A 23,644-nucleotide genomic window follows, 5' to 3' on the forward strand; every position below is an offset into this window, starting at 1 on the left:
CTGATCGGCGTGCAGAAGCGCATCATCCAGCGCGCCAGGACCCTCAACCGCGCGGTGATCACCGCCACCCAGATGATGGAATCGATGATCGGCGCCCCGCTGCCGACCCGCGCCGAGGTGTTCGATGTCGCCAACGCGGTGCTCGACGGCACCGACGCGGTGATGCTCTCGGCCGAGACCGCCGCCGGCGACTACCCGGTGGAGACCGTCGAGGCCATGCACCGGCTGTGCCTGGGCGCCGAGCGCGAGCGCAGTGTCCAGGAATCCGGGCATCGCATCCACGAAGACTTCACGCGCATCGACGAGACAGTGGCGCTGGCCGCCATGTACGCCGCCAATCACCTCGACGGCGTGGCCGCCATCGCCTGCATGACCGCCACCGGCTACACGCCGCTGATCGCATCAAGAATTCGCTCCGGGCTGCCGATCGTCGGGCTGGCCCACAACCCCATCGCCCAGCGGCGCATGGCGCTGTATCGCGGGGTGGTGTCGCTGGCCTTCGATACCAGCGAGATGACGCCCGACGAACTGGACGCCCAGGCGCTGGCCCTGCTCGAGCGCCAGGGAATCGTCGCCACGGCGGACGACGTGATTCTCACCCGCGGCGATCACATGAACGCCCATGGCGGCACCAATACCCTGAAGATACTGCAAGTGGAAGGCGCCTGATGAACGATCAACGGCCCACGCGGCAAACACGGCGCACTCTGGCCCAGCGTAAGCGAATTGCGCTGATTGCCCACGACGGCAAGAAAGACGAACTGCTCAAGTGGGTCGGCCGCTGGCGCGATACGCTGGCCCGCCATGAACTGATCGGCACCGGCACTACCGCCCGGCGCGTCGCCACGGAGCAAGGCCTGGACGTCGAGGGACTGATGAGCGGCCCGCTGGGTGGCGATCAGCAGATCGGCGCACGCATCACCGAGCAGCGTCTCGATCTGCTGGTGTTCTTCTGGGATCCGTTCGCGCCGATGCCCCACGATCCCGACGTCAAGGCGCTATTGCGCCTGGCGGCGCTGTGGAACATCCCCGTGGCCTGTAACGCCGCCAGCGCCGACTTCATGATCAGCTCGCCCTATCTGGCCGAAAACTATAGCGTCGATATTCCCGATGCCGGCGATTGGGTCGAAGCACGCGCTCACGCCTGAGCCCAGCATCCATGTCGATACAAAATCGCCGCCCCATGAGGCGGCGATTTCATTGAGCTGGCATCGAAATCATCAAGACGACGAACCGCTAGGCGGTGTTTTCTTCTTGCGTGCCGCCGGTTTCTTGCGGGTCGTCGATGCCGGGCTGGATTCCGGCTCCACTGCGGGCTTGGCACGCCCGAACAGTTCCTGCACCGTCGCCAGGCGCGCCTCACAGCGCTCATCGAGCGGGCCGCTGGCCGCCAATACATGCTCGATGTGCTCGAGATAAGCCTCGATCTGCTCGGCGCGTTCACCGTCGAGCAACGTCGGTAAGGCGTCCAACGCTGCATGGCTGTCCAGCTTGAGGATAAAGAACTGCTCGCGCACCAACGCCTTGAAACTCGCCAGATCGATATTCGGCTCGACCTCGGCACGCGTCGCCTTCAAGCGCTGGAAATTGCGCTCATCGGTGGATGGCGCGCCGCCCAGCACGTAGATCAGGGCGCGCATCACGGCATGATGGCTATCGCCACGGTCGATTCGCGCGCATAGTTCGTGCTTGCGCTGCTCGACGAAGCGGCGGTGCTCCGGCTCGGCGCCGGGGCAATTGAGGTGACGCCGAGAGTCGTCCGACGCCCCGAGGCCGGTCAACGTCTGCAACCAGGGTTGGCCGTAGATCGCCATGAAGGCCTGCTCGGTGCTCTGGTCACGAATATCGCGATAGGTGTTCAGCCCACTCACGATCTGGTCCGACAACATGCTTTCGAACACCCTGAAGGGATTGTCATCGGCCACCTGATGGCGATCGGCCTTGATCGCATCGGCCATCACCGGCAGTGCCGAGGTCGCCGGGTTACGGTCCGAGAGCAGCTTGTAGCCCATTCTAAGCGGATGCATGCGACGCATCAGCCCCGCCGCTTCGGGGGTCATCACTGCCTGCAGCCAGGGCCGAAAGTAACGCCGGTAGAGCCCGAGGTTGATATCCGACACCCGGGCCACGCTGGCGAAGCGCCGTTCGTCCTCAGCATTGGTCTGCACGATGGCGTCGATGTCATCGAGATCGCGTGGGCTGAATTCGAGAATGTAATCGCCGTCGATCAGGTCGGGATTGGCGGCATCCTCGGTTTTTTCGGTCACCGTGGTTTCGTAGAGCCCCGGCGGCAGGATGTCGATGTAATCCATGTTGGCCGTGAACTCGGCGTGTTCCTTGCGCGACACACTGCCGGACACGAAGATGCCGAGATGGCCGGTGGTATCGTGCACGCAGTACACGATGGTCTGCTCGTTGGCCTGGATATCGTCGACGCTATCGTAGAGATCACCGATCCAGCCCAGCGCCTGGGGCGGTGGCGTGATGTCGTCGCCCTGCGAGCAGAACACCACGATCGGCGAGCGTACGTTGCGCAAGTCGATGCGTCGACCGTCGCGGGTGGTCAGTTGCGAGGTACTCAGGCGATTGCCGATGAACAGGTTATCGACGATGTACTGGATTTCCTCGGCGTTCAACACCACATGCCCGCCCCACCAACGCTCGAAATCCAGGTAGCGGTTGGCCTCGCTGTCGACGTTGGCGTAGAGGTTGTACTGCTTGCTCCATAGGGTATTGGCCGGGTTGAGCTTTTCGAAGTTCTGCACCAGCCAGGCGCCATCGAAATGGCCATCGCCCAGGTCGCTCATCAACGCGGTCAGCCAGCTTCCACCCAGCATGCCGCCGGTATAGCGCATGGGCGCCCTGCCCCGCTCGCCGGCCCAGTAAGATAACGGCGCGCCGGCGATCAGGATAGGGCCGAAGCAATCGGGCTCCAGCGCCGCGGCCATCATGATCTGCCAACCGGCCTGACAGTTGCCCACGACCATCGGCCGCTCGGTGGTTTGCGGGTGAAGATCGATGACATGCCTGAGAAACTGGACCTCGGCCTCGACGACATCCTCGACGGTCTGCCCGGCAACCGGATAAGGCAGGAAGCCGATGAAATAGCAGGGATGCCCGGCGCGCAGCGCCACGCCGATCTCACTGTCGGGCTTGAAGCCCCCGATGCCCGGCCCATGGCCCGCACGCGGGTCGACGACAACGAATGGACGCTTGTCCTCGTCGATTTCGATATCCTGTGGGGCGATGATGCGCATCAACTCGTAATTGACCGGATGCGTCAGGGTACGCCCATCGAGCAACACCTCGGCATCGAAGCCGAGCACATTGGGCGCGGTCTTGTCGATGTGCTCGAGATACTGGTTGCCACGCTCACGCATGACATCGAAATAGAGCACGCTACGCTCGCAGGCGTCTTGCCAGTAATCGACGGCGGCGCGCCCGAGTCCCAAGGGGTCCCAGAACGCAAACGCCGATCGTGCTAATGAGGCCTGAACGGGGAACATGGCTTGACTCCATTGGTGACGATCGCGGCATTGCAAGCTATTTGCTGCATTGCAATATAATAGCCAATCCAGCATAACGCCATCGTGAAATCATTGCAGCCATGGTTACGTAGCGGCACAAAAATGCCCGGAAGGACCGGGCATCGGAAGCCAGATGGAATGCGGAAATCTAGGGGAATGGCGGATCGTTGGGCGGCGTAGCCCGCAGCGCATCGTCGTCGACGGTACCCGGCGCACTGGGTTCGTGTTCGTATTGCTGCTCCGGGCCGACGGGAGACTTGCGCTCCCGCTCGCGACTCGCTTGCCAGGCCAGCGCACCCAGACCGGCGACGGCGCCGTACTTGATGACCTTACCCACCAGGCCACGACCGTGCTTGCTGCTCAGCAGCATGCCCAGGGCGCCACCCGCCAATGCGCTTCGCGTATCGACGCCATAGTCCTTGGACGAGGCACAAAGCTCTCGAGCCGCTTCCATCAACTGATCCACCGCGCTCTTGTCTTCCATGTCAGCTCTCCTTGGCGAATTATCTATTAAGGAGTAGTTCGCCTCAGCCAGGTTTCAAGCAATTATTCGATCTCGATCAGCACCTCGCCGGGCGTGACGCGATCGCCCTTGGCGACATGCACCGCCTTGACACTGCCCGCGATACGCGCCTGGACTTCGGTTTCCATCTTCATCGCCTCGGTGATCAGCACCGCCTGGCCTTCCTTGACATTATCGCCCACGCCGACCAGCACGTCGACGATGTTGCCCGGCATCGAGGTGGTCACGTGGCCCGGCCTGGAGGCCTGGGCACGACCGGAAGCGGCGCCGCCGACATAGGCATCCTTGGCCTCGAAGACGACCTCCTCGGGCATGCCATCGAGCGTCAGATAGACCTGGCGCTTGCCGCCACTGTTGCGGCCCACGCCGGTGATCTGCACCTCGTAGGATTCGCCGTGCACGTCGATGACGAACTCGGTGGGCGTGCCTTCGCTCACCGGGCGGCCCGAGCTCTCGGCAACCGGCAGTGCCTCGGGCGTCAGCGTGCCATCGCGACGCCCCTGCAGGAAGTCGCGTCCCAGGTCGGGGAACATGGCGAAAGTGAGAATGTCTTCCTCTCCATCGGCCAGTTCGCCGACCTCGGCGGTCAAGCGCTGCATCTCCGGGCCAAGACGATCCGCCGGCCGCCCATCCTCGATGGGTTCGTTGCCGATGGCGCGACGCTGCACCTCGGCATCGACCTCGGCCGGTGGCTGGCCATAGCCGCCCATCAGGTAGCGTTTGACCTCATTGGTGATGGTCTTGTAGCGCTCGCCGGTGAGCACGTTCATCACCGCCTGGGTGCCGACGATCTGCGAGGTCGGCGTGACCAGCGGCGGGTAGCCCAGGTCGGCGCGCACCCGGGGGATTTCAGCGAACACTTCGCGGATCCGCGACAGCGCGTTCTGCTCCTTCAGCTGGTTGGCCAGGTTGGACATCATGCCGCCCGGCACCTGGTTGATCTGCACCGATACATCCTCGCGGGTGAATTCGCTCTCGAAGGCGGCGTACTTCTTGCGCACCTCGCGCAATTCGTCGCCGACCGCCTTGAGCGCTTCGAGATCGAGGCCGCTTTCGTAACCTGTGCCCTGCAAGGCCGCGACCATCGCCTCGGTGGAGGGGTGACTGGTGCCACCGGCGAAGGCCGAGCTACAGGCATCGATATGCCGGCATCCCGCTTCGACGGCCTTGAGATGACACAGCGGCGCCAGTCCCGAGGTGGCATGCGCGTGTAAATGGATGGGCACATCCACCGACTCGACCAGCGCCGCGACCAGCTCGCCGGTGGCATACGGCGTAAGCAGCCCGGCCATGTCCTTGATGGCGATGGAGTCGGCGCCCATGTCGATTAACCGCCTGGCCTGCTCGATGTAGATTTCCAGTGTGTGTACCGGGCTGACGGTGTAGCACAGCGTACCCTGGGCGTGCTTACCGCTGGCCTTGACCGCACGCATCGCGGTTTCCAGGTTGCGCAGGTCGTTGAGCGCGTCGAACACACGGAAGATATCGATGCCGTTGTCGGCGGACTTGGCGACGAAGCGCTCGACCACGTCGTCGGCGTAGTGACGATAGCCAAGCAGGTTCTGGCCGCGTAGCAGCATTTGCAACGGCGTATTGGGCAGCGCCTCCCTGAGCGATCGCAAACGTTCCCAGGGATCTTCCTTGAGAAAGCGCACGCAGGCATCGAAGGTCGCCCCACCCCACACCTCGAGGGAATGAAAGCCGATGGCATCGAGCTTGGGACATACCGGCAACATGTCCTCGGTACGCAGGCGCGTGGCGATCAGTGATTGATGGCCGTCACGCAGGACGACATCGGTGACATGAACCTGCGAAGGTTGAATCTTGCTCATGGGAGGCTCCTGGTGTCCTGTTAGGCTCTTATTAGAGTCCGGCGTGGGCGGCAATGGCGGCGGCAATCGCCAACGCCAGCTCTTCCGGGTTGCGCTTCACCGAGTAGTTGAGCAACTCGGGGTGCGCCGGCACGAAACCGGTATCGAAATGGCCACTGCGAAAATCCGGGTGACGCAGGATTTCCTGGTAATAAGGCGCGGTGGTCTTGATACCCTGCAGGCGCATGTCGTTGAGCGCACGGATACCGCGATCCAGGGTTTCTTCCCAGGTCAGGCCCCAGACGATCAGCTTCAGGCACATCGAGTCGAAATACGGCGGAATGCTGTAACCGGTATAGATCGCCGTATCGGTGCGCACCCCCGGCCCGCCCGGCGCGTAATAGCGGGTGATACGGCCGAACGACGGCAGAAAATCGTTCTTGGGGTCTTCGGCGTTGATACGAAACTGGATCGAGTAGCCGTGGTGGCGAATGTCTTCCTGGCGAAACGACAGCTTCTTGCCGGCGGCAATGCGAATCTGCTCGCGAACGATATCCACCCCGGTAATGGTCTCGGTGATGGTATGCTCTACCTGAACCCGAGTGTTCATCTCCATGAAGTAGACTTCGTTGTTCTTGACCAGAAACTCCACGGTGCCGGCATTTTCGTAGCCGACCGATTGCGCGGCGCGTACCGCCAGCTCGCCGACGTAGGCGCGCTGCTCGGGAGTCAACTGTGGGCTGGGGGCGATCTCGATCAGCTTCTGGTTGCGGCGCTGGATCGAACAGTCGCGCTCAAACAGGTGGATGACGTTGCCGTGGCGGTCGGCGAGGATCTGCACCTCGATATGGTGCGGATCGACCACGCATTTTTCCATGAACACATCGGCCGAGCCGAACGCCTTGGTGGCCTCGGAGATCACCCGGCCCCAGGCTTGGCCGAGCTGCTCAGCGTTATCGCAACGCCGGATGCCGCGTCCGCCGCCGCCGGAAGTCGCCTTGAGCATCACCGGGTAACCGATGCTCTGGGCCAGGCACAGGGCCTCGTCGCGATCCCTGAGATTGCCTGCCGAGCCGGGCGTGACCGGCACGCCGGCATCGCGCATGGCGCTGCGCGCCGCCGTCTTGTCGCCCATCCTGGCGATCACCGAGGCATCGGGACCGATGAAGGCAATACCCGCTTCGGCACAGATACGCGCAAAGTCGGCATTTTCGGAAAGAAAACCGTAGCCTGGGTGAATGGCGTCGCAGCCGGTCTCGCGGGCCAGATCGACGATACGCCGGGGATCGAGATACCCGGCCAGCGGATCGTCGCCGACGAAATGCGACTCATCGGCACGCTTGACGTGCAGCGCGAAGCGATCCGGCTCGGTATAGATGGCGACCGAGCGAATGCCCATTTCGGCGCAGGCACGCTCGATGCGCACGGCAATCTCGCCACGGTTGGCGATCAACAGTTTCTGGAACACCGGCTGCCCTCCAGGGTTGCGTCCACGGTAGGCATGAGAAAAACTGAGGGTTACGCTCTCTCGCCGCTACCGTGCTGGGTAACTCCTTTCACGCTACCCGGCGGCGTGCCAATAGAAAAATTGATATTTTTTTGCCATCCTATAAGGTATGGCTTATACCTAGCGGAAACTTCCATGTCGCGACCCCATCTGCTCAATCGACTGACCTTCCGGCAGTTGCAGGTCTTTCAGGCCGTGCATCGCCAGCAGTCGTATTCCCGGGCAGCGGAACAGCTCGGCCTGACACAACCGGCGGTGAGCGCTCAGGTTCGTCAACTGGAACAGGCTCTGGAACAACCACTGTTCAAGTACGCGGGCAAGACACTGCACGTGCTACCCGCCGCCGATGCCCTGGCAGCATCGGTACAGTCGATCTTCGGCCAGGTCTCGAGCCTGCAGATGGAGCTTTCCGAGCTGGCCGGAACCATCCGCGGCGAACTCAACCTGGCCGCGGTTTCCACTGCCCAGTACGTGGTGCCGCATATTCTCGCGCGCTTTCGCGCCCGTTATCCGGAAGTGCAGATACGTCTGCGGGTATGCAACCGTGGCCAGGCATTGGAGCGCCTCGCCGAGCGGCGCGACGACCTGGTGATCATGGGCATGGTGCCGGAAGACGCCAATCTGGCGTTCATGCCGATTCTGGAAAACGAAATGATCCCGGTGGTGTGGCCCGGGCATCCGCTGCTGACCGCCGAATCGCCGAGACTGGAAGATTTCGCACGCCATTACGTGCTGATGCGCGAGCCCGGCTCGGGGACGCGCACCGCCTTCGAGGAGTTCGTCGCGCGCGAACGGGTCTCGCTGTCGCACACTATCGAGCTGGGCACCAACGAGGCGATCAAGCAAGGTGTCATGGCGCATCTGGGCGTGGCGGTGCTGCCGCGCCTGGCCGTGCAATTGGAACTGGGCTCCGGCCTGCTGGCCTCGCCGCACCTGCCCGGCTTCCCACTCAGGCGCTCGTGGTGCACCGTCTACCCCAAGGACCGCTACCCGACACCGGTCACCGAACTGTTCCTGCGCTTCGTGCGCGAACTGTTGCCCGAGCTCAACGCCCACTTCAAGGCGCCGCTGGTGCCCGCGCCGGGGCCGAGTTTCCTATGCCTGCCGGCAATCGATCCCTGACCAGTACCGATTCAGTGCATGCCGCGTCGCCTGTCCAGAACGACGGCTACTGTGGTATTTTATGCACAAGATCCACGTACCATTCGACGTGCCAGGCTGCTTGGAAACGCCGACCGGCGCACTCCCGGTGAACCTGCAGTAGTGCAGTCTCGGCGGTCAACCGGCGAGCAAAGAGGCTCACAGCTATGACCGACACCCCCTCCAGACACATCTCCAGCGGCGAAAAGTACCGCAACGACCAAGGCATCGCCGCCATCAAGGATGGCATGAAAGTGCGCAACCGGGTCGAGGAAGGCGGCGTTGCCACCGGCCGCAAGCCAAAGTGGCTGCGCGCCAAGATGCCCGGAGGCGAACGCTTCAACGCCGTGAAGAAGAACGTGGCCGAGCACCGACTGAGTACCGTCTGTGCCGAGTCCCACTGCCCGAACATGGGCGAATGCTGGAGCAATGGCACCGCCACCATCATGTTGATGGGCTCGGTATGCACCCGTGCCTGCCGCTTCTGCGCCGTGGATACCGGTAACCCGCGGGGCTGGCTCGACGCCGAGGAACCGGCGAACACCGCCAAGTCGGTGGAGCTGATGGGGTTGCGCTACGTGGTACTCACCTCGGTGGACCGCGACGATCTTCCGGACGGTGGCGCCGGCCATTACGCCGACTGCATCCGCGCCATCAAGGCCCGCACCCCCGAGGTCGCGGTGGAGGCCCTGACGCCGGACTTCGACGGCGCCCCCAGCGCCATCGAGCGGGTCGTCGATTCCGGCCTCGAGGTATTCGCCCAGAACGTCGAAACGGTGGAGCGCCTGACCCGGCGCGTGCGTGACCCACGCGCCGGCTACCGCAAGACACTCGATGTGCTGGTCCATGCCAAGCGGCATCGCCCCGAGATCATCACCAAGACCAGTCTGATGCTGGGGCTCGGGGAGACCGAGGAGGAAATCCTCGCGACCTTCGACGATCTGCGCGCCATCGGCGTGGACATCGTCACGCTGGGCCAGTACCTGCAGCCCACGCGCAACCATCTACCGGTGGAACGCTGGGTCACACCGGAGGAGTTCGAACGCTATCGCGTACTGGGCCTGGAGAAGGGCTTCATGGAAGTGCCATCCGGTCCGCTGGTTCGCTCCAGCTACCGGGCCGACCGGGTATTCGAGAAGAACAACCTCGGCCTGGCCGCCCCCGCCGAGGTGCCCGGCCAGGAAGAAGCCGACCCGAACCGCATCGCGGCTGTCAACGTCGGCTGAGTGCGTCGGAGCCGAACAGCGACGAACATAGCAGAACCCCCAGCGAATCAGGCGTCGCTGGGGGTTCTGTTTTATGAGCGCTTGAGCGAAGCGGTGCGTGTAAACGGCGCTATTACACGCTGACGGGCTCGGTCAGCGTGAGTTCTCTCCCCAGTTCCCAAGCCAGGCATTCGGCCAGGCGCAGAGATACGCTGTCGGTGCCGGGGCAGTCATCGACCAGATCGGCAAGCCGGGTCATCGCCATGCCGGCATAACCGCAGGGGTTGATCCGCGAAAACGGCGACAGGTCGCCGTCGACGTTGAGCGCCACCCCATGAAAGCTGGCCCCGCGTCGAATGCGTAGCCCCAGCGAGGCGATCTTGGCCTCGGCCACGTAAACGCCCGGCGCATCGGGACGGGCATGCGCCACCACCCCATGTTCGCCAAGCAAGGCAATCACCGCCTGCTCCAGGGCGCTGATCAGGTCGCGGACACCCAGGCGCGCCCGCCGTATGTCGAGCAGCGGGTAGAGCACCACCTGCCCTGGACCGTGGTAAGTCACCTGCCCGCCACGGTCGGTAGCCACCACCGGGATGTCACCGGGCAGGAGCAGATGCTCGGGCTTGCCGGCCTGGCCCTGGGTGAACACTGGCTCGTGCTCCACCAACCAGAACTGGTCGGGAATCTGGGCATCACGGGTATCGGTGAGCTCGCGCATGGCCTGCCAGACGGGGGTATAGGGACGGCGCCCCAGGCGATGCAATTGGATCGGCGGCAGACCGCCCTCACTCGCCATCACACCACCATGTGCACGCGGCCGGTGGCCTTGAGTGCAGTGAACAGCGCGCGAAGCTGGTCTTCGCCGGTGGCGGTGATGGTCACGCGCACCGACTGGAATTTGCCGTTGCGACTGTCGACGAGGCCGACGGCATCGCGATCAAAGCCCGGCGCGTGCCCCTCGACCACGTCGAGCACGGCGGCCTTGAAGTCGGGAGCGGCGTCACCGACGATCTTGATCGGATAGTCACACGGAAACTCGATCTTCGGCGCCTCGGGTGGCGACGATTCCGAGACGCGCATATCCCGCAGGGATTTATCGCTCATACGAATCACTCGGCGAATGATATTTCCGAGTATTCTACTCAACCTATGCCCTTCTACCAAGCGCATGGCTACTCATGGAAAACCTTTCCGCCGATAATTCACGGCCATCGATAATGAGCGACATAGCCAATGGTCGTCACGTCGATGGCCGCTAGCGCGCCTGTGGATCAGTCGAACAGGCCGGTGACGAACAGCAGGATCATGTCCCAGATGCGCTTGAAGAAGCCGCCCTGCTCGATGGTTTCCAGAGCGACCAGCGGCTGCTCCTTGATCACCTGCTCGCCGAGCTTGATCTCCAGGGTGCCGAGACGCTGGCCGGCCTGCACCGGCGCCTTGATGGTCTCCTGGATGTTGAGCTTGGCGGTCATCTCGTCGCGACGGCCGTCGGGCACGGTAAGGTAGATATCCTCGGCGACGCCCAGGCGCAGCGTATCCGCGGTGCCACCCCAAACCCGTGGCTCGTTGAGAACCGCGCCCTTTTCGTAGAGCTCGAAGGTCTCGAAGAAGCGAAAGCCGTAATTCAGCAACTTCTGGGTCGCCTGGGTGCGCGCCTCGTCGGAATCGGTGCCCATGACCACCGAGATCAAACGCATGTCATCCTGCTTGGCCGATGCCACCAGGCAATAACCGGCAGCTTCGGTATGGCCCGTCTTCAACCCGTCGACGCTGGGATCGCGCCATAGCAGGCGGTTACGGTTGGGCTGGCGAATCCCGTTGTAGGTGAAGAACTTGGTGGAATAGATCTCGTAGTGATCGGGATAATCCTGAATGATGTGCTTGGCGAGCGTCGCCAGGTCCCGTGCCGTGGAATAGTGATTCTCGTGCGGCAGGCCGGTCGGGTTGACGAAATGGGTATTCTCCATGCCCATCTGCTGCGCCTGCTGGTTCATCAGGTCCGCGAAGGGTGCCACGCCACCGGCGATATGTTCGGCCAGCGCCACGCTGGCATCGTTGCCCGATTGAATGATCACGCCCCGGATCAGATCATGGACGCTCACCTCCGTCCCCTCGCGAATGAACATCCGCGAGCCGCCGGTCTGCCAGGCGTTGACACTGATCGTGGCCATGTCATCCGGCGAGATATTGCCTTGGTTTATTTCGCGCTCGACGATGTAGGCGGTCATCATCTTGGTCAGGCTGGCCGGTGGCAGCTTTTCGTCGGCGTTATGCGATACCAGCACTTCACCGCTGTTGGCGTCCATCAATATCCATGACGATGCCGCAAGCGTAGGCGGCGATGGGATCATGTTATCCGGCAACGCTTGTTGCTGGGCCTGTACCGGTTGAACCAGCAGCATGCATAGCGTGACCATTGCTGTCAGCAGGCGCCAGGACGTCGATGGAAAAGCAGACAATCTCATGAAATTTTTCTCGCAGCTTGTATCGATGGACGGTAAACAGGGTTCAATCGTTGGCGCTAACCGTAAAGGAGTCGGCATAACCGACGCGGCTCAGTTCCCGGCGCAGCGCTTCCAGCGCAATGCGGTCATTGACCGGGCCGACCTGTACACGGTGCAAACGGGTGCCACTCTCAATGCGCACGGGGCTGTCGAGCTCACTTTGCAGACGCGCCTGAAGTTCCAGGGCGCTGGTCGCCGACCCCAGGGCCGCGACCTGCAGGTATAGCTGCTCGCCACCGGATGCTACGGATCGCGCGGCGCTGCCGGCGCTTGACGCAGTGCTGGCTGGTAGCGGCTTTGCCGATACTGAAGCCGGGGATTGCGCTGCTGGCGCGGATGCCACGGCGGCTTGTGGGGCCGGTACCGGTGCAGTCCCGGCCTGTCGGGTACTCTGCTGGCCCTGGTGACGCGCCTGCCAAGCGACCGGATCGATGGCTTCGACACGCACCCGGCCGGTACCGCCACGCAGGATATCCAGACGCGCGGCGGCGGCATAGGATAGATCGATCAGGCGATCGCCATGAAAGGGGCCACGATCGTTGACCTTGACGATCACCGAGCGACCGTTGTCGAGATTGGTGACCCGCGCATACGTCGGCAACGGCAGCGAGCGATGCGCGGCGGTCATCTCATACATGTCATAGATTTCGCCGCTGGCGGTCGCGTAGCCATGGAATTTCTTGCCGTACCAGGACGCCTTGCCCTGATCGACATAGCCCGTCGCGTCAGACAGCACATGGTAGGTTTCGCCCCACACTTCATAAACCGGTCGATTGCCGCTACGCGCCAGTGGCTCGACCCGTGGCACCGCATCGGGCACGTTAGAGACATCCGGCGGCTGCTCCGGATAGGCATCGCTTTCCATCGCGTAACGCCCTCCCGAATCCTTGCCGCCGCCCTGGCCACCCGTGCCGGAACTGGAAACACCGCCACCACTGGCACAGCCCGCCAGCAGGGCCAGCACGGCCGTTGCAAAGAGCCACCGATGCGTCATACCTCGTCCTCCATGGCGTTGCGGATTCGTTCGGCCAGGGTCGTTACCGCCATGGCGTAGAGGTGACTGTGATTGTAACGGGTGATGACGTAGAAATTATTGTGACCCAGCTTGTAACGCGTCTCGCCATTCGCGAAATCGAGCGCCAGCGGGATGACCTGGGTGGCGCCATCGAGCGGGCTAGACGCAACCGGCTCAATGCCGCTCTCGGCCAGCGTGGCAACGCTGACATAGGGCTTCTGCGTGCGGTTGAAGTCGATGTCGTCGGGTGACGCCTGCGGGCCCTGGGCATCGGTGACCAGCGTCGCGTCGGCCACCCAGCCATGTCGGGCGAGATAATTGGCGACACTGCCGATGGCATCGACCGGGTTGTGCCATAGATCACGAATACCATCGGCATCGAAATCGACGGCATAGGCACGGTAGCTGGTGGGAATGAACTGCGGGTAACCCATGGCGCCGGCGTAGGAACCCTGCAAGGTCAACGGATCGACACCCTGCTTGCGAGTTATTTCAAGAAACGCCGCTAGCTCGCCGCGAAAGAAATCGCCACGACTGGGGTGGTAAAAAGCCAGGGTGGCCAACGAATCGATCACCCGGTGATCCCCGGTATAGCGACCGTAATAGGTTTCCACGCCGATGATCGCGGCGATCACCGCCGGGTCCACGCCATAGTCGGCCTTGGCCCGGGCAAAGGCGTCACGATACTCGTCGATGAAGGCAGCGCCTGCCTCGACGCGCCCGGGCTGGATGAAGATATCGCGATATTCATCCCAGCGCAGGTGGTGCTCGACGGCTCCGGACATGGCATCGAGCACGCCTTGCTGGTACTCGGCCTCGCGCATGGCCGATACCAGCCATGCTCGCTCGATGCCCTGCGCGGCGAGTTCGTCGACCAAGGCGCGAGCCTCGGCATTACGCGCGGGATCGAAACCCTCGGTGGCCTGGGCAGGTGGCATGGCCAGCATCAGGCCACTACCCAGCACGGCGATCAACGCGTTTCTTCCGTGACGAAAGGCTACCCTCATTGTCTTGCGACTCCCCAATTACCCATCTGCGTTGCACGACAGCGTGGTCGTGTCGAATCGCCTTACGCGATCAATCGTACTTCCGTCCGGCGGGCGGCCTTCCAGCCAGCGAATCGCCAGGCTCGGCTCGTGCCACTAACGAGGCAACAGGCGGCGGTGACTGTGAATCGACATGAGAATACCGAAACCGACCATCAACGTCACGCTGGAGGTACCGCCGAAACTGACCAATGGCAGCGGCACGCCAACGATCGGCAAGATACCGCTGACCATGCCGATATTGACGAATACGTAAATGAAGAACGTCAGCGCGATGCTGCCCGCGACCAGACGCCCGTAGGTATCCTGCGCGCCATTGGCAAGCAGCAGACTGCGTCCCACGATCAGCAAGTAGACCGTCAGAAGCGTCAGCATGCCCGCCAGGCCGAACTCTTCGCCGAGCACGGCAACGATGAAATCGGTGTGGCGTTCGGGTAAAAACTCGAGCTGCGATTGGGTGCCCTGGGTCCATCCCTTGCCGAAGACTCCCCCACTGCCAATCGCGGTGGTCGACTGAATGATGTTCCAGCCTGCCCCCAGCGGATCGCTTTCCGGATTCAGGAAGGTCAGCACACGCTGGCGCTGATAGTCGTGCATGTTGAACCACAATAGCGGCAGCGCCGCTGCCGCCAGCCCGGCCAGACAGCCGATCAACCGCCATGAAAGCCCCGCCATCAGCAATACGATAAGGCCAGCACTGGCGACCAGCAGCGAGGTACCCAGGTCCGGCTGCTTGGCGATCAATACCACCGGCACCGCCATCAGCACACCGCAGGCCAACACATCACGCACACGCGGCGGCAACGACCGACGATGCAGATAGGTGGCCAGCATCATCGGCAACGCCAGTTTCATGATCTCCGAAGGCTGGAAACGGATGAAACCGATTTCCAGCCAACGCTGGGCGCCCATGCCGATATCGCCCATGATCTCCACGGCGACCAGCATCGCAAGGCCAATGGCATAGGCCAGTGGCGTCCAGCGATACATCATGGCCGGCGAAAGCTGGGCGACGATCGCCATGCCCGCCAACGCAACACCCAGGCGACTAGCCTGTGCATAGACCACCGACATCTGCTGCCCGCTAGCGCTGTACATGACGACCAGCCCTCCGGCCAATAGCAACAGCAATAGCGCAAGCAACCAAGGATCGAGATGAATGCGCGACCACAGGGTACGCCGGCGCTTCATGGAAGAGCCGCGACCGTAGTGCAGTACCGCCGAATCATGCAGACTCATGGGGTTGCGGCTCCTCGGTCGTGGCTTCGGGTGGCTGAGTGTCTGGTGACTCGTTCACCGCGTCACCGGGCAGCAACCAGGCATCGAGCATCTCACGCGCCAGCGGCGCCGCGTGGCTGCTACCGCCACCGGCATTCTCGACGATCACGGCAACGGCGATCTGTGGGTCCTCGATGGGGGCGAAGGCGCTGAACAACGCATGGTCATGCAAGCGCTCCTCCAGCTCGGCGGCGTTGTAGCGCTGATCGTTGTCGAGCGTGAAAACCTGTGCGGTTCCCGATTTGCCGGCCATGCGGTAGGTGAGCCCCTCGCCGGAACCACGCGCGGTGCCTTCGTAGCCGGTCATGACATCCTCAAGCGCCTTGAAAACCAGATCCCACCAATTTTCGTTCTCCAGCTCGATGCCCTCCAGCGCCGGCGGCGGATTGACCGGCTCGCCGCCGATACGCTTGGCCAGATGCGGCGTGACCCAATCACCGCGATTGGCCAACATCGACATGGCGGTCGCCATCTGCAAGGGCGTAGCCAACCAATATCCTTGACCGATCCCCACAGAAAGCGTTTCACCGGGAAACCAGGCCTGGCCGTAACGACCTTGCTTCCACTCGCGTGACGGCATCAATCCATCGGAGGCGCCGAAGACGTCGTAACTGGTGTCGATGCCGAAACCGAAACGCTTCATGAAATCCGACAGTCGATCGATGCCCAGTTTATGAGCAAGATCGTAAAAGTAGGTGTCGTTGGAGACGACGATAGCGCGATGCAAATCGACCCAGCCGTGGCCCCAGCGCTTCCAGTTGTTGTAGTGGCGTGGATGATCGGGCAGCTTGTAATAGCCGGGGTCGTAGATTCGATCCTGCGGCGTGATCACGCCATTGGCTAGCCCTGCCAGTGCCATGTAGGGCTTGACCGTGGAGGCCGGTGGATACTGGCCACGTACTGCACGGTTGTAGAGCGGCAGATCGGGATCGTTGCGCAGCGCCTGGTAGGCATCGTAACTGATGCCGGTGACGAAGGGATTGGTGTTGAAGCCCGGTGACGAGACCATCGCCAGGATGTCGCCGGTGCTCGGCTCGATGGCCACGATCGACCCGCGGCGCCCATCCAGCAGCTCGTACCCCAAGCGCTGAAGATCCTTGTCGATGGTCAGGGTCAGGTCGCTGCCCGGCGCCGGGTCGGTGCGCCCCAGTTCGCGTAACACGCGCCCGCGCGCGTTGGTCTCGACCCGACGCAGGCCGACCTCGCCGTGCAAAATCTCTTCGTACTCACGCTCGATACCGGTCTTGCCGATGAAATGCGTGCCAGCGTAGTCGCCGGTATCCAACTGCGCGAGCTCTTCGGCATTGATGCGCCCGACATATCCCAGCACGTGGGACATGAACTCGGCGTCCGGGTAGTGGCGCAGCAACTGCGCCTCGACCTCGATGCCGGGCAGGCGGTAGCGATTGACCGCCAGACGCGCGATCTGCTTCTCGGTGAGCTCGCTCATCAGCAGCGCCGGCTGATAGGGGCGCTGGCGCTGGCGCGAGCGCTCCATAAACGTCGCGACTTGGTCCTCGGGCAGCTTGAGGATATCGATCAACAACGCCAGCGTCTTATCAAGATCGTCGACGCGCTCACGCACGATGGTCAGGTTGTAGGTCGGCTGGTTCTCGGCCAGCAGCACCCCGTTGCGATCGTAGATCAAGCCACGCGTCGGCGGTAATGGCTCGACGCGCACGCGGTTGCTCTCAGAGCGGGTGGTATAAACCTCGTGCTGAAATATCTGCAGGTAGACCAGCCGTGCCACCAGCCCTCCCGACATCAGGATCACCACCAGCGCCGCCAGTAACGAACGATTGCGGAAGATGCGAACTTCCTGCTCCGGATTCTTCAGGGTGTCGCGGTGTTTACGCATGCAGGCACATCGATTCGGGATTGTCAGGCGTCAGCATCGGCAATCTTCAGCGGTGTCGTATCAGCGGTGGTAAGGGTGGCCGACCAGTAGCGTCCAGGCACGATAAAGCTGCTCGGCAAGCACCAATCTAACCAGCGGGTGAGGCAGCGTCAGCGGCGATAGCGACCAATGTTGTTGGGCGCTCGAAGACAAACCGGGATCGAGACCATCCGGGCCGCCCACCAGCAGGGCCACATCGCTACCGGCGTGGCGCCACTGGTCGGCCTCGCGGGCCAGGCGTTCGGTGCTCCACGACTGGCCTTCGACCTCGAGTGCCACCAAACGTTCATGCGGGCGCAGCCGCTCGCGCATACGCTGGCCTTCCTGAGCCACGGCACGCGCCACATCGGCATTCTTGCCGCGCATGCCTGGGGCGATCTCGACGATCTCCAGGGCGAAGTCGCGAGGCAGGCGTTTGCGATACTCTTCGACACCGCGCTCGACCCAATCCGGCATCCGGTTGCCGACCGCGAGCAGGCGAATTTTCACACCCGGCCCCCGCGCACCTCCTCCTCGATGTCGGTGGGCAGATCGGCCCACAATCGTTCCAGGTCGTACAGGCGGCGGGTATCGGGCAGCATCACATGCACGACCACGTCACCCAGGTCGACCAGTACCCAATCCGAGTCGGCCTGGCCCTCGACGCCCAACGGACGCAGGCCGGCCTGCTTGACCTTTTCGACGACATTATTGGCCAGCGCCGTGACGTGGCGTGTCGATGTTCCACTGACTACCAGCATGACGTCGGTGACGCTGGTCAGCGCCGAGACGTCGAGTTCGGCGATGTCCTTGCCCTTGAGTTCTTCAAGGGCGTCCACCGCCAGGGTTTTAAGCGCTTCGATGTGCATAGCTCCTCATGAAAGAACAATCGGCCCAAACGTTATTCTACCCCGACAGACCCGGCTAACGGTAAAGATTGCGCGATTGAATATAGGCCTCGACGGCCTCGGGCAACAGGTAACGGATGCTGCGCCCCTCGGCCAGCCGTTCACGCAGGTCGGTCGCGGAGATATCCATGCGGCTGGGCAGGCGTATGCGCAGCACACCGCCGGCCGGTCGCGCGAACAGCGCCTCGGCGTCCTGGGCTTCGCGCCCTGTGATCAGCGACTCGAGCGCCGCCGGCAACGGTGCGTCATGCCCGGGCCGGTCGATGACCGCCACATGGGCAAGCTCGAACAATCGCTCGGGCGCATGCCACTCGCTCAACCTGAGAAACGCATCGTGGCCCACCGCCATCACCAGTCGCGTCTGCTCGCCGTAATCGCGGCGCAATGTGACCAGGGTATCGGTGGAATAGGAAGGCCCGTCGCGCTGGAGTTCGCGGCCGTCGGCGACCAACCCCGGGGCATCGCCGATACCGGCTTCGAGCATCGTCAAGCGTTCGGCGGAACAAACTCCAGGCGCTTCACGCAGCGGCGGTACGTGCGCCGGAATCATATGCACGCGATCCAGTGCGAGTACCTCGCGCAATTCCACGGCGCTGCGCAGATGCCCCAGGTGCACCGGGTCGAAGGTACCGCCCAGCATCGCCACCCGCGCCGCGCGAGACTCAGCCACGGACGTGGCCGTCGCCAAGCACCACGTACTTGCGGGTGGTCAAGCCTTCCAGCCCGACCGGGCCACGCGCGTGCAGTTTGTCGGTGGAGATGCCGATTTCCGCGCCCAGGCCATATTCGAAGCCGTCGGCGAAGCGTGTCGAGGCATTGACCATCACCGAGCTGGAATCGACCTCGGCCATGAAACGCCGCGCCAGGCTATAGGATTCGCTGACGATCGCATCGGTGTGGTGCGAGCCGTAACGCTCGATATGCGCAATCGCCGCGTCGACACCATCGACCACGCGAATCGCCAGCACCGGCGCCAGGTATTCGGCGAACCAGTCGTCCTCGCTGGCCACGGCAACCCCGGGCAGCACCTCGCGGGTACGCTCGCAACCACGCAGCTCGACGCCGTGTTCGGCGTAAGCCGCCGCCAACGATGGCAACAACTCGGCAGCCACGGGTGCATCGATCAGCAGCGTCTCCATGGTGTTGCAGGTGCCGTAGCGATGAGTCTTGGCATTGACGGCGATCGCCAGGGCCTTGTCGCGATCAGCGCTAGCATCGATATAGACATGGCACACACCGTCGAGATGCTTGATCACCGGCACGCGTGCGTCGCGCGAGATGCGCTCGATCAACGACTTGCCGCCGCGCGGGATGATCACGTCGACATACTCGGGCATCGCGATCAGCCTGCCCACCGCCGCCCGGTCGGTGGTCGCCACCACCTGCACCGCGGCCTCGGGAAGGCCGGCATCGACAAGCCCAGCGGTGATGCATTCGGCAATCGCCGCATTGCTTTCGCGCGCCTCGGAGCCACCGCGCAGGATGCATGCGTTGCCCGCTTTCAGACATAGGCTGGCGGCTTCCACGGTGACGTTGGGCCGCGATTCGTAGATGATACCGATCACGCCCAGCGGCACGCGCATTTGCCCGACCTGAATGCCACTCGGGCGCGAGCGCAGGCCATCGATCTCGCCGACCGGATCGGGCAGCGCGGCAACCTGCGCGAGGCCCTCCAACATAGTGTTGAAGCGCGTTTCGTTGAGCGCCAGGCGATCGAGCAGCGCGGCATCGAGCCCGGCTTCACGGCCACGCTGGAGATCGCGGGCATTGGCCTCGATCAACCGCGCGCGCGAGGCTTCGAGATGTTGCGCCATGGCGCGCAGGGCTGCATTCTTGCGTCCAGTGTCGATGCAGCGCATGAGCGCGCTGGCACGGCGAGCTTCGGCGCCGAGGCTCGCCATATAGGTGTCGATGTCAGTGGACGATGCGTGTCGTGACATGCCGATATGAGTCTCCATTGTGCCCATCAGGCTGCCGGATGGCGCCATGCTGGGCGATAGTCTTGTCGAAAAGCCGGCTATGAGCTGCCGCATTGATGTGGGTATCGTACAGTGTCGGCCATTCACGAAGGAGTTCAATACTAAGGCACCATGGAGAGCAAGTTCAAAGACGGGCTTTATCGCCTGACGCAGCTATCGACCGCGGCAGTGATGCTGATCCTGACGCTGACGCCACAGGATGGCGTTTCACGCCTTCTGCTGGCGGCGTGCGCGTTCGGCCTGGCCGCCTCGGCGCTGAGCCGGCGCCGGATAGCCGCGTTGTCCAACGCCATTGTGCCGCCCTTGCTCGCCGTCATGCTGTCCTTGCTGTTGTGGGTGTCGCCCGAGCAGCATGCCATGTGGCTGTGGGGGTGGGCAGCGATTCTGGCGCTCCCCCAACGACTGCCGTTATTGATCGTGCACGCCACGCTGGCCGCGCTGTGCTGGTGGTGGGTGCAGGGCGCCATCGGTATCGAGCAGAGCCTGCTGGCGGGTGCACTACTGATCGCGCTGATGTTGCTTGGGCTGGCCCATGGGCTCGGCCTGCAGGGCCTGTGGCAGGGGATGAATCATCGCGCGTTCCCGACACCGGGCATGCCGTTGTGGACGATGGCTCAGCTCACTCACGATCTACCCCTCGAGATCGCCCGCTGTGCACGCGAAGGCAGCCACGGCGAACTGTTGCTGCTGCGCAGCCCGAGCGCTCGGCAACCGACCCTGGCAAGCGCTCTCGCCACGGCCACGCGCAGCTTCGAGAACCGCTACCGGATCGACAGGCACACCCTCGGCGTGCTGCTGATCAGTCGCGATGTCGACGAGGCGCACCAGCGCCGTGAAGCGCTCATCGAGGCACTGCCATTGCCTCGCCAGGCACGCTTCATCGCACTCGCCCCAGCGTTGTCGCTGCCCTCGCAATTGTCCGCCATGACCCGCCAGAAACAAGCCGTGGTCACGCTCGAGGAGTTTTCCTGATGGCCGCGCTCGACAATCTCTGGCCATCGAGGCTGTTCGTCAGCGTCTATATCAGCGGCGCCCTGCTGATGGCCGGCTATGCGACCTGGCACTACCTGATGGGCGACTACGACGAAATTCTGTTGCCGGCCTTGTTATCGCTACTGCTGGGTGGAGCGATCTTTCTACGCCTGATCAACAACGATTACCGTCGGCTGTCCGCCTATCTGGCACTGATCAGCTGTTATTTGTTGATTGCCGTGGAGCTACCCCATCAGGGGCAACTGGCGATGCTATGGCTCGGCTTGCCGCCGGTGCTGGCCCTGTTGTTGCTGCCGCTGGGGCCGGCGATGCTACTCAATCTAGCGTTGACGCCGATCTGGCTGGCACTGCTCGATAACGGCCCGCTATGGAGCGCGGCACTGTACTACCTGGCACTGGTCGGCATTGCCTCGCTGCCATGCTGGGCACGGCAACGCCGCACGGCGCTATTGCGCGCCACCCAGCCTCACGACCCACAGTGCGACGCGCTCTCGCAACGCGTGATCGGCGAGCGGCTGGTTGCCGAAGTCGAGCGCGCGCGAACCCTGAAGCGCCCATTGGCGGTATTGGTCGTGCACTTGCCACAACTGGAGATGGCCGAAGAACAATTCGGCTCGACCCTGCTGCATACCCTGCTGGATCGACTGTGCCACACCGTGCATGCCAGTTGTCGTCACCATGACCTGCTGGGCCGTCATCAGACCACTCAGTTCTGGTTGCTATTGCCCGACACCGGCGAAGCCGGCGCATTGATCGTGCGAGAGCGCCTGATGCGTGCGCTGGGCCGAGAAGTGCTTGCCGAGACGGGAGCCATCCAGGCACGCATCCGCGCCTGTTATCTGCACCCCGGGGAAAACGCCGCGCGCTTCGAACAGCGGCTGCTGGCCGCCGGCATGAAATTGATGGAGCCCCTTCCTTGAATATGCACGACTGGTTATCCACGCTAGCGCCCGAGCCCAGTTGGCTGTTTCTGATCATCGCCGCCATTGCACTCGTCGAATCCCTGGCAGTGGTTGGACTGGTGATCCCCGGCGTGGTGTTGATCACCGCGGCGGCTTCGCTGGCGGGGCATTACGACCTGTCGATCAAGCTAGTTCTGATAGCGGCGTTCATCGGCGCCGTGATCGGCGATGGCGTGAGTTTCCTGCTCGGTTATACCCAGCGTGAGCGCGTGCCCTCGCTATGGCCATTCAATCGTCATCCGGAATGGTTGGCGCGCGGCGCGCGCTTCTTCCAGCGCTATGGCGTGCTGTCGGTACTGATCGGCCGCTTCGTCGGCCCGGTACGCCCGATCGTGCCATTGATTGCCGGCATGCTGCACATGCGGCCGTTGACGTTTGTGTGGTCCAACGTGGGGTCGGCGCTGCTCTGGGCACCGGCCTACGTACTGCCGGGGTATCTGCTTGGCAGTACCTGGCGACAATTGCTGACGCTGCCGGCGGGTAGCGAACGCTGGTTGATCGTGCTGGCGCTGACGGTGATCGCTCTGGCGCTGGTGTTCTCGTTGCTGCGCCATCAGCTCACGCGCGAGGGCCGCGTCTACCGTCGCCTGGCAGCATTCTCTCGCGACCGACCCTGGCGGCACCGGCTGTGGGGCGCGCTGAGTTCGTCGCATCAGGGCGGCGAGTTTCCGCTGGCCTCGCTGGCGCTGCTGATCGTCGGCCTGTCCGCATTGAGCGGCTGGACACTCTGGGTACTCGAACACAACGGGCCCTTGCCGATGGATCGCCAGCTACAGGGAATGATCGCAGCCATCACCCTGCCCGCCGTGCAGCGAGCCACCGAGTGGCTAGCCGAGGCCGGCGATACCTTGGGCGTCATCGCTCTCGTATTGCCCTGGTCACTATGGCTGCTATACCGCCGCCAACAAGCGGTAACGCTACACCTGCTGGGCGGTCTCGGCGTTATCGCCCTGGCCAACACCCTATTCAAGCACCTGGCTGGCCGCGTCCGTCCGAATATTCCCGACTACCTCAGCGACTCGAACTCCTACCCCAGCGCGCACACCTCCACCGCAGTAGTGCTTTATGGGCTGGCCGCTGCCTTTATTGCCGAGGCGCTGCCTTCACGGCACCGGGCAATGGCCTATTGGATCGCCATTCTCATCTGCGTACCGATGGCACTGTCGCGACTGACACTCGGCGTGCATTGGTTCAGCGATCTGGTTGGCGGCGCGCTGCTGGGGTTGGTCGTCTGTGCCCTGGTACGCATCAGCTATCACCGCTTCGCCACGCGCCCTGTGGCGCGCGCGCCCTGGCTTCGGCTGGCTTCGGCATCGCTGGCGCTGCTGATGGCGCGCCTGGCCTGGCTGCCGCCGGTATAATGGCGACTC

22 protein-coding genes are annotated in these 23,644 nt (G+C 63.2%); 7 read left to right on the forward strand and 15 right to left on the reverse strand.

Annotated elements, in window-relative coordinates; genetic code table 11:
* Positions 1-669: pyruvate kinase (locus BLR92_RS12250; RefSeq protein ID WP_245704198.1), on the forward strand; the 669-nt coding region annotated here is incomplete at its 5' end.
* On the forward strand, positions 669-1,148 hold the full coding sequence (locus BLR92_RS12255; protein ID WP_089728966.1) for a methylglyoxal synthase: 480 nt from the start codon (positions 669-671) through the stop codon (positions 1,146-1,148). The genes BLR92_RS12250 and BLR92_RS12255, both read left to right, overlap by 1 nt.
* 72 nt (positions 1,149-1,220) lie before the next feature.
* Here the strand turns inward: BLR92_RS12255 and BLR92_RS12260 are convergent, their stop codons facing one another.
* The 4 genes from BLR92_RS12260 to BLR92_RS12275 all read right to left on the reverse strand — a co-directional run bounded on the left by BLR92_RS12260 (position 1,221) and on the right by BLR92_RS12275 (position 7,329).
* Positions 1,221-3,506, reverse strand: a complete 2,286-nt coding sequence (locus BLR92_RS12260; protein ID WP_089728968.1) for a DUF3141 domain-containing protein — start codon at positions 3,504-3,506, stop codon at positions 1,221-1,223.
* A 169-nt stretch (positions 3,507-3,675) separates the two neighbouring features.
* On the reverse strand, positions 3,676-4,011 hold the full coding sequence (locus tag BLR92_RS12265; protein ID WP_089728970.1) for a DUF533 domain-containing protein: 336 nt from the start codon (positions 4,009-4,011) through the stop codon (positions 3,676-3,678).
* Between the two features lie 62 nt (positions 4,012-4,073).
* Positions 4,074-5,882: a sodium-extruding oxaloacetate decarboxylase subunit alpha gene (oadA, locus tag BLR92_RS12270; RefSeq protein ID WP_089728972.1), complete on the reverse strand. Its 1,809-nt coding sequence runs from the start codon at positions 5,880-5,882 to the stop codon at positions 4,074-4,076.
* A gap of 31 nt (positions 5,883-5,913) precedes the next feature.
* Entirely contained in the window at positions 5,914-7,329 is a 1,416-nt protein-coding gene (locus BLR92_RS12275; RefSeq protein WP_089728974.1) for an acetyl-CoA carboxylase biotin carboxylase subunit, read from the reverse strand.
* A gap of 174 nt (positions 7,330-7,503) precedes the next feature.
* Between BLR92_RS12275 and BLR92_RS12280 the strand changes: the two genes are divergently transcribed.
* Both BLR92_RS12280 and lipA read left to right on the forward strand, forming a co-directional pair.
* Positions 7,504-8,490 carry a LysR family transcriptional regulator gene (locus BLR92_RS12280; protein ID WP_089728976.1) on the forward strand — a complete coding sequence of 329 codons (987 nt, stop codon included), beginning with the start codon at positions 7,504-7,506 and terminating at the stop codon, positions 8,488-8,490.
* A 185-nt stretch (positions 8,491-8,675) separates the two neighbouring features.
* Positions 8,676-9,734 carry a lipoyl synthase gene (lipA, locus tag BLR92_RS12285; RefSeq protein ID WP_089728979.1) on the forward strand — a complete coding sequence of 353 codons (1,059 nt, stop codon included), beginning with the start codon at positions 8,676-8,678 and terminating at the stop codon, positions 9,732-9,734.
* A gap of 112 nt (positions 9,735-9,846) precedes the next feature.
* On the opposite strand, the gene lipB is transcribed toward lipA, so the two are convergent.
* The 11 genes from lipB to BLR92_RS12340 form a co-directional block, all read right to left on the reverse strand.
* Positions 9,847-10,509 (reverse strand): lipoyl(octanoyl) transferase LipB, encoded by a 663-nt coding sequence (lipB, locus tag BLR92_RS12290; RefSeq protein WP_089728981.1) that lies wholly within the window; start codon positions 10,507-10,509, stop codon positions 9,847-9,849.
* On the reverse strand, positions 10,509-10,817 hold the full coding sequence (locus BLR92_RS12295; protein ID WP_175488803.1) for an HP0495 family protein: 309 nt from the start codon (positions 10,815-10,817) through the stop codon (positions 10,509-10,511). The genes lipB and BLR92_RS12295 overlap by 1 nt, the downstream gene beginning before the upstream one ends.
* A 167-nt stretch (positions 10,818-10,984) precedes the next feature.
* The gene (locus tag BLR92_RS12300) at positions 10,985-12,178 is read right to left on the reverse strand and encodes a D-alanyl-D-alanine carboxypeptidase family protein (RefSeq protein WP_089728983.1); all 1,194 of its coding nucleotides are present in this window, start codon (positions 12,176-12,178) and stop codon (positions 10,985-10,987) included.
* 43 nt (positions 12,179-12,221) lie between these two features.
* Complete coding sequence (locus BLR92_RS12305; RefSeq protein WP_089728985.1) at positions 12,222-13,211, reverse strand: septal ring lytic transglycosylase RlpA family protein; 990 nt, start codon at positions 13,209-13,211, stop codon at positions 12,222-12,224.
* Positions 13,208-14,239, reverse strand: a complete 1,032-nt coding sequence (mltB, locus tag BLR92_RS12310; protein ID WP_089728987.1) for a lytic murein transglycosylase B — start codon at positions 14,237-14,239, stop codon at positions 13,208-13,210. The genes BLR92_RS12305 and mltB overlap by 4 nt, the downstream gene beginning before the upstream one ends.
* Positions 14,240-14,374: 135 nt before the next feature.
* Positions 14,375-15,517 (reverse strand): rod shape-determining protein RodA, encoded by a 1,143-nt coding sequence (gene rodA, locus BLR92_RS12315; RefSeq protein ID WP_089728989.1) that lies wholly within the window; start codon positions 15,515-15,517, stop codon positions 14,375-14,377.
* Positions 15,504-17,414 carry a penicillin-binding protein 2 gene (mrdA, locus tag BLR92_RS12320; RefSeq protein WP_089728991.1) on the reverse strand — a complete coding sequence of 637 codons (1,911 nt, stop codon included), beginning with the start codon at positions 17,412-17,414 and terminating at the stop codon, positions 15,504-15,506. The genes rodA and mrdA overlap by 14 nt, the downstream gene beginning before the upstream one ends.
* A gap of 60 nt (positions 17,415-17,474) precedes the next feature.
* The gene (gene rlmH / locus BLR92_RS12325) at positions 17,475-17,942 is read right to left on the reverse strand and encodes a 23S rRNA (pseudouridine(1915)-N(3))-methyltransferase RlmH (RefSeq protein WP_089728993.1); all 468 of its coding nucleotides are present in this window, start codon (positions 17,940-17,942) and stop codon (positions 17,475-17,477) included.
* Complete coding sequence (rsfS, locus tag BLR92_RS12330) at positions 17,939-18,301, reverse strand: ribosome silencing factor (RefSeq protein ID WP_089728995.1); 363 nt, start codon at positions 18,299-18,301, stop codon at positions 17,939-17,941. Before rsfS ends, rlmH begins: the two co-directional genes overlap by 4 nt.
* A gap of 55 nt (positions 18,302-18,356) precedes the next feature.
* Complete coding sequence (nadD, locus tag BLR92_RS12335) at positions 18,357-19,010, reverse strand: nicotinate-nucleotide adenylyltransferase (RefSeq protein ID WP_281242928.1); 654 nt, start codon at positions 19,008-19,010, stop codon at positions 18,357-18,359.
* Positions 19,003-20,280: a glutamate-5-semialdehyde dehydrogenase gene (locus BLR92_RS12340; RefSeq protein WP_175488804.1), complete on the reverse strand. Its 1,278-nt coding sequence runs from the start codon at positions 20,278-20,280 to the stop codon at positions 19,003-19,005. The genes nadD and BLR92_RS12340 overlap by 8 nt, the downstream gene beginning before the upstream one ends.
* A gap of 150 nt (positions 20,281-20,430) precedes the next feature.
* Between BLR92_RS12340 and BLR92_RS12345 the strand changes: the two genes are divergently transcribed.
* Genes BLR92_RS12345 through BLR92_RS12355 form a run of 3 tightly spaced genes read left to right on the forward strand, consistent with a single transcriptional unit; the run spans position 20,431 to position 23,635 of the window.
* A complete protein-coding gene (locus BLR92_RS12345; protein WP_089728997.1) occupies positions 20,431-21,291 on the forward strand; it encodes a hypothetical protein in 861 nt (286 codons plus the stop codon).
* On the forward strand, positions 21,291-22,232 hold the full coding sequence (locus tag BLR92_RS12350) for a diguanylate cyclase domain-containing protein (RefSeq protein WP_089728999.1): 942 nt from the start codon (positions 21,291-21,293) through the stop codon (positions 22,230-22,232). Before BLR92_RS12345 ends, BLR92_RS12350 begins: the two co-directional genes overlap by 1 nt.
* A 2-nt stretch (positions 22,233-22,234) precedes the next feature.
* On the forward strand, positions 22,235-23,635 hold the full coding sequence (locus tag BLR92_RS12355; RefSeq protein WP_340148221.1) for a bifunctional DedA family/phosphatase PAP2 family protein: 1,401 nt from the start codon (positions 22,235-22,237) through the stop codon (positions 23,633-23,635).
* Positions 23,636-23,644 lie beyond the last annotated feature (9 nt).

This window comes from Modicisalibacter muralis (assembly GCF_900102945.1).
Taxonomy (GTDB): Bacteria; Pseudomonadota; Gammaproteobacteria; order Pseudomonadales; family Halomonadaceae; genus Modicisalibacter; species Modicisalibacter muralis.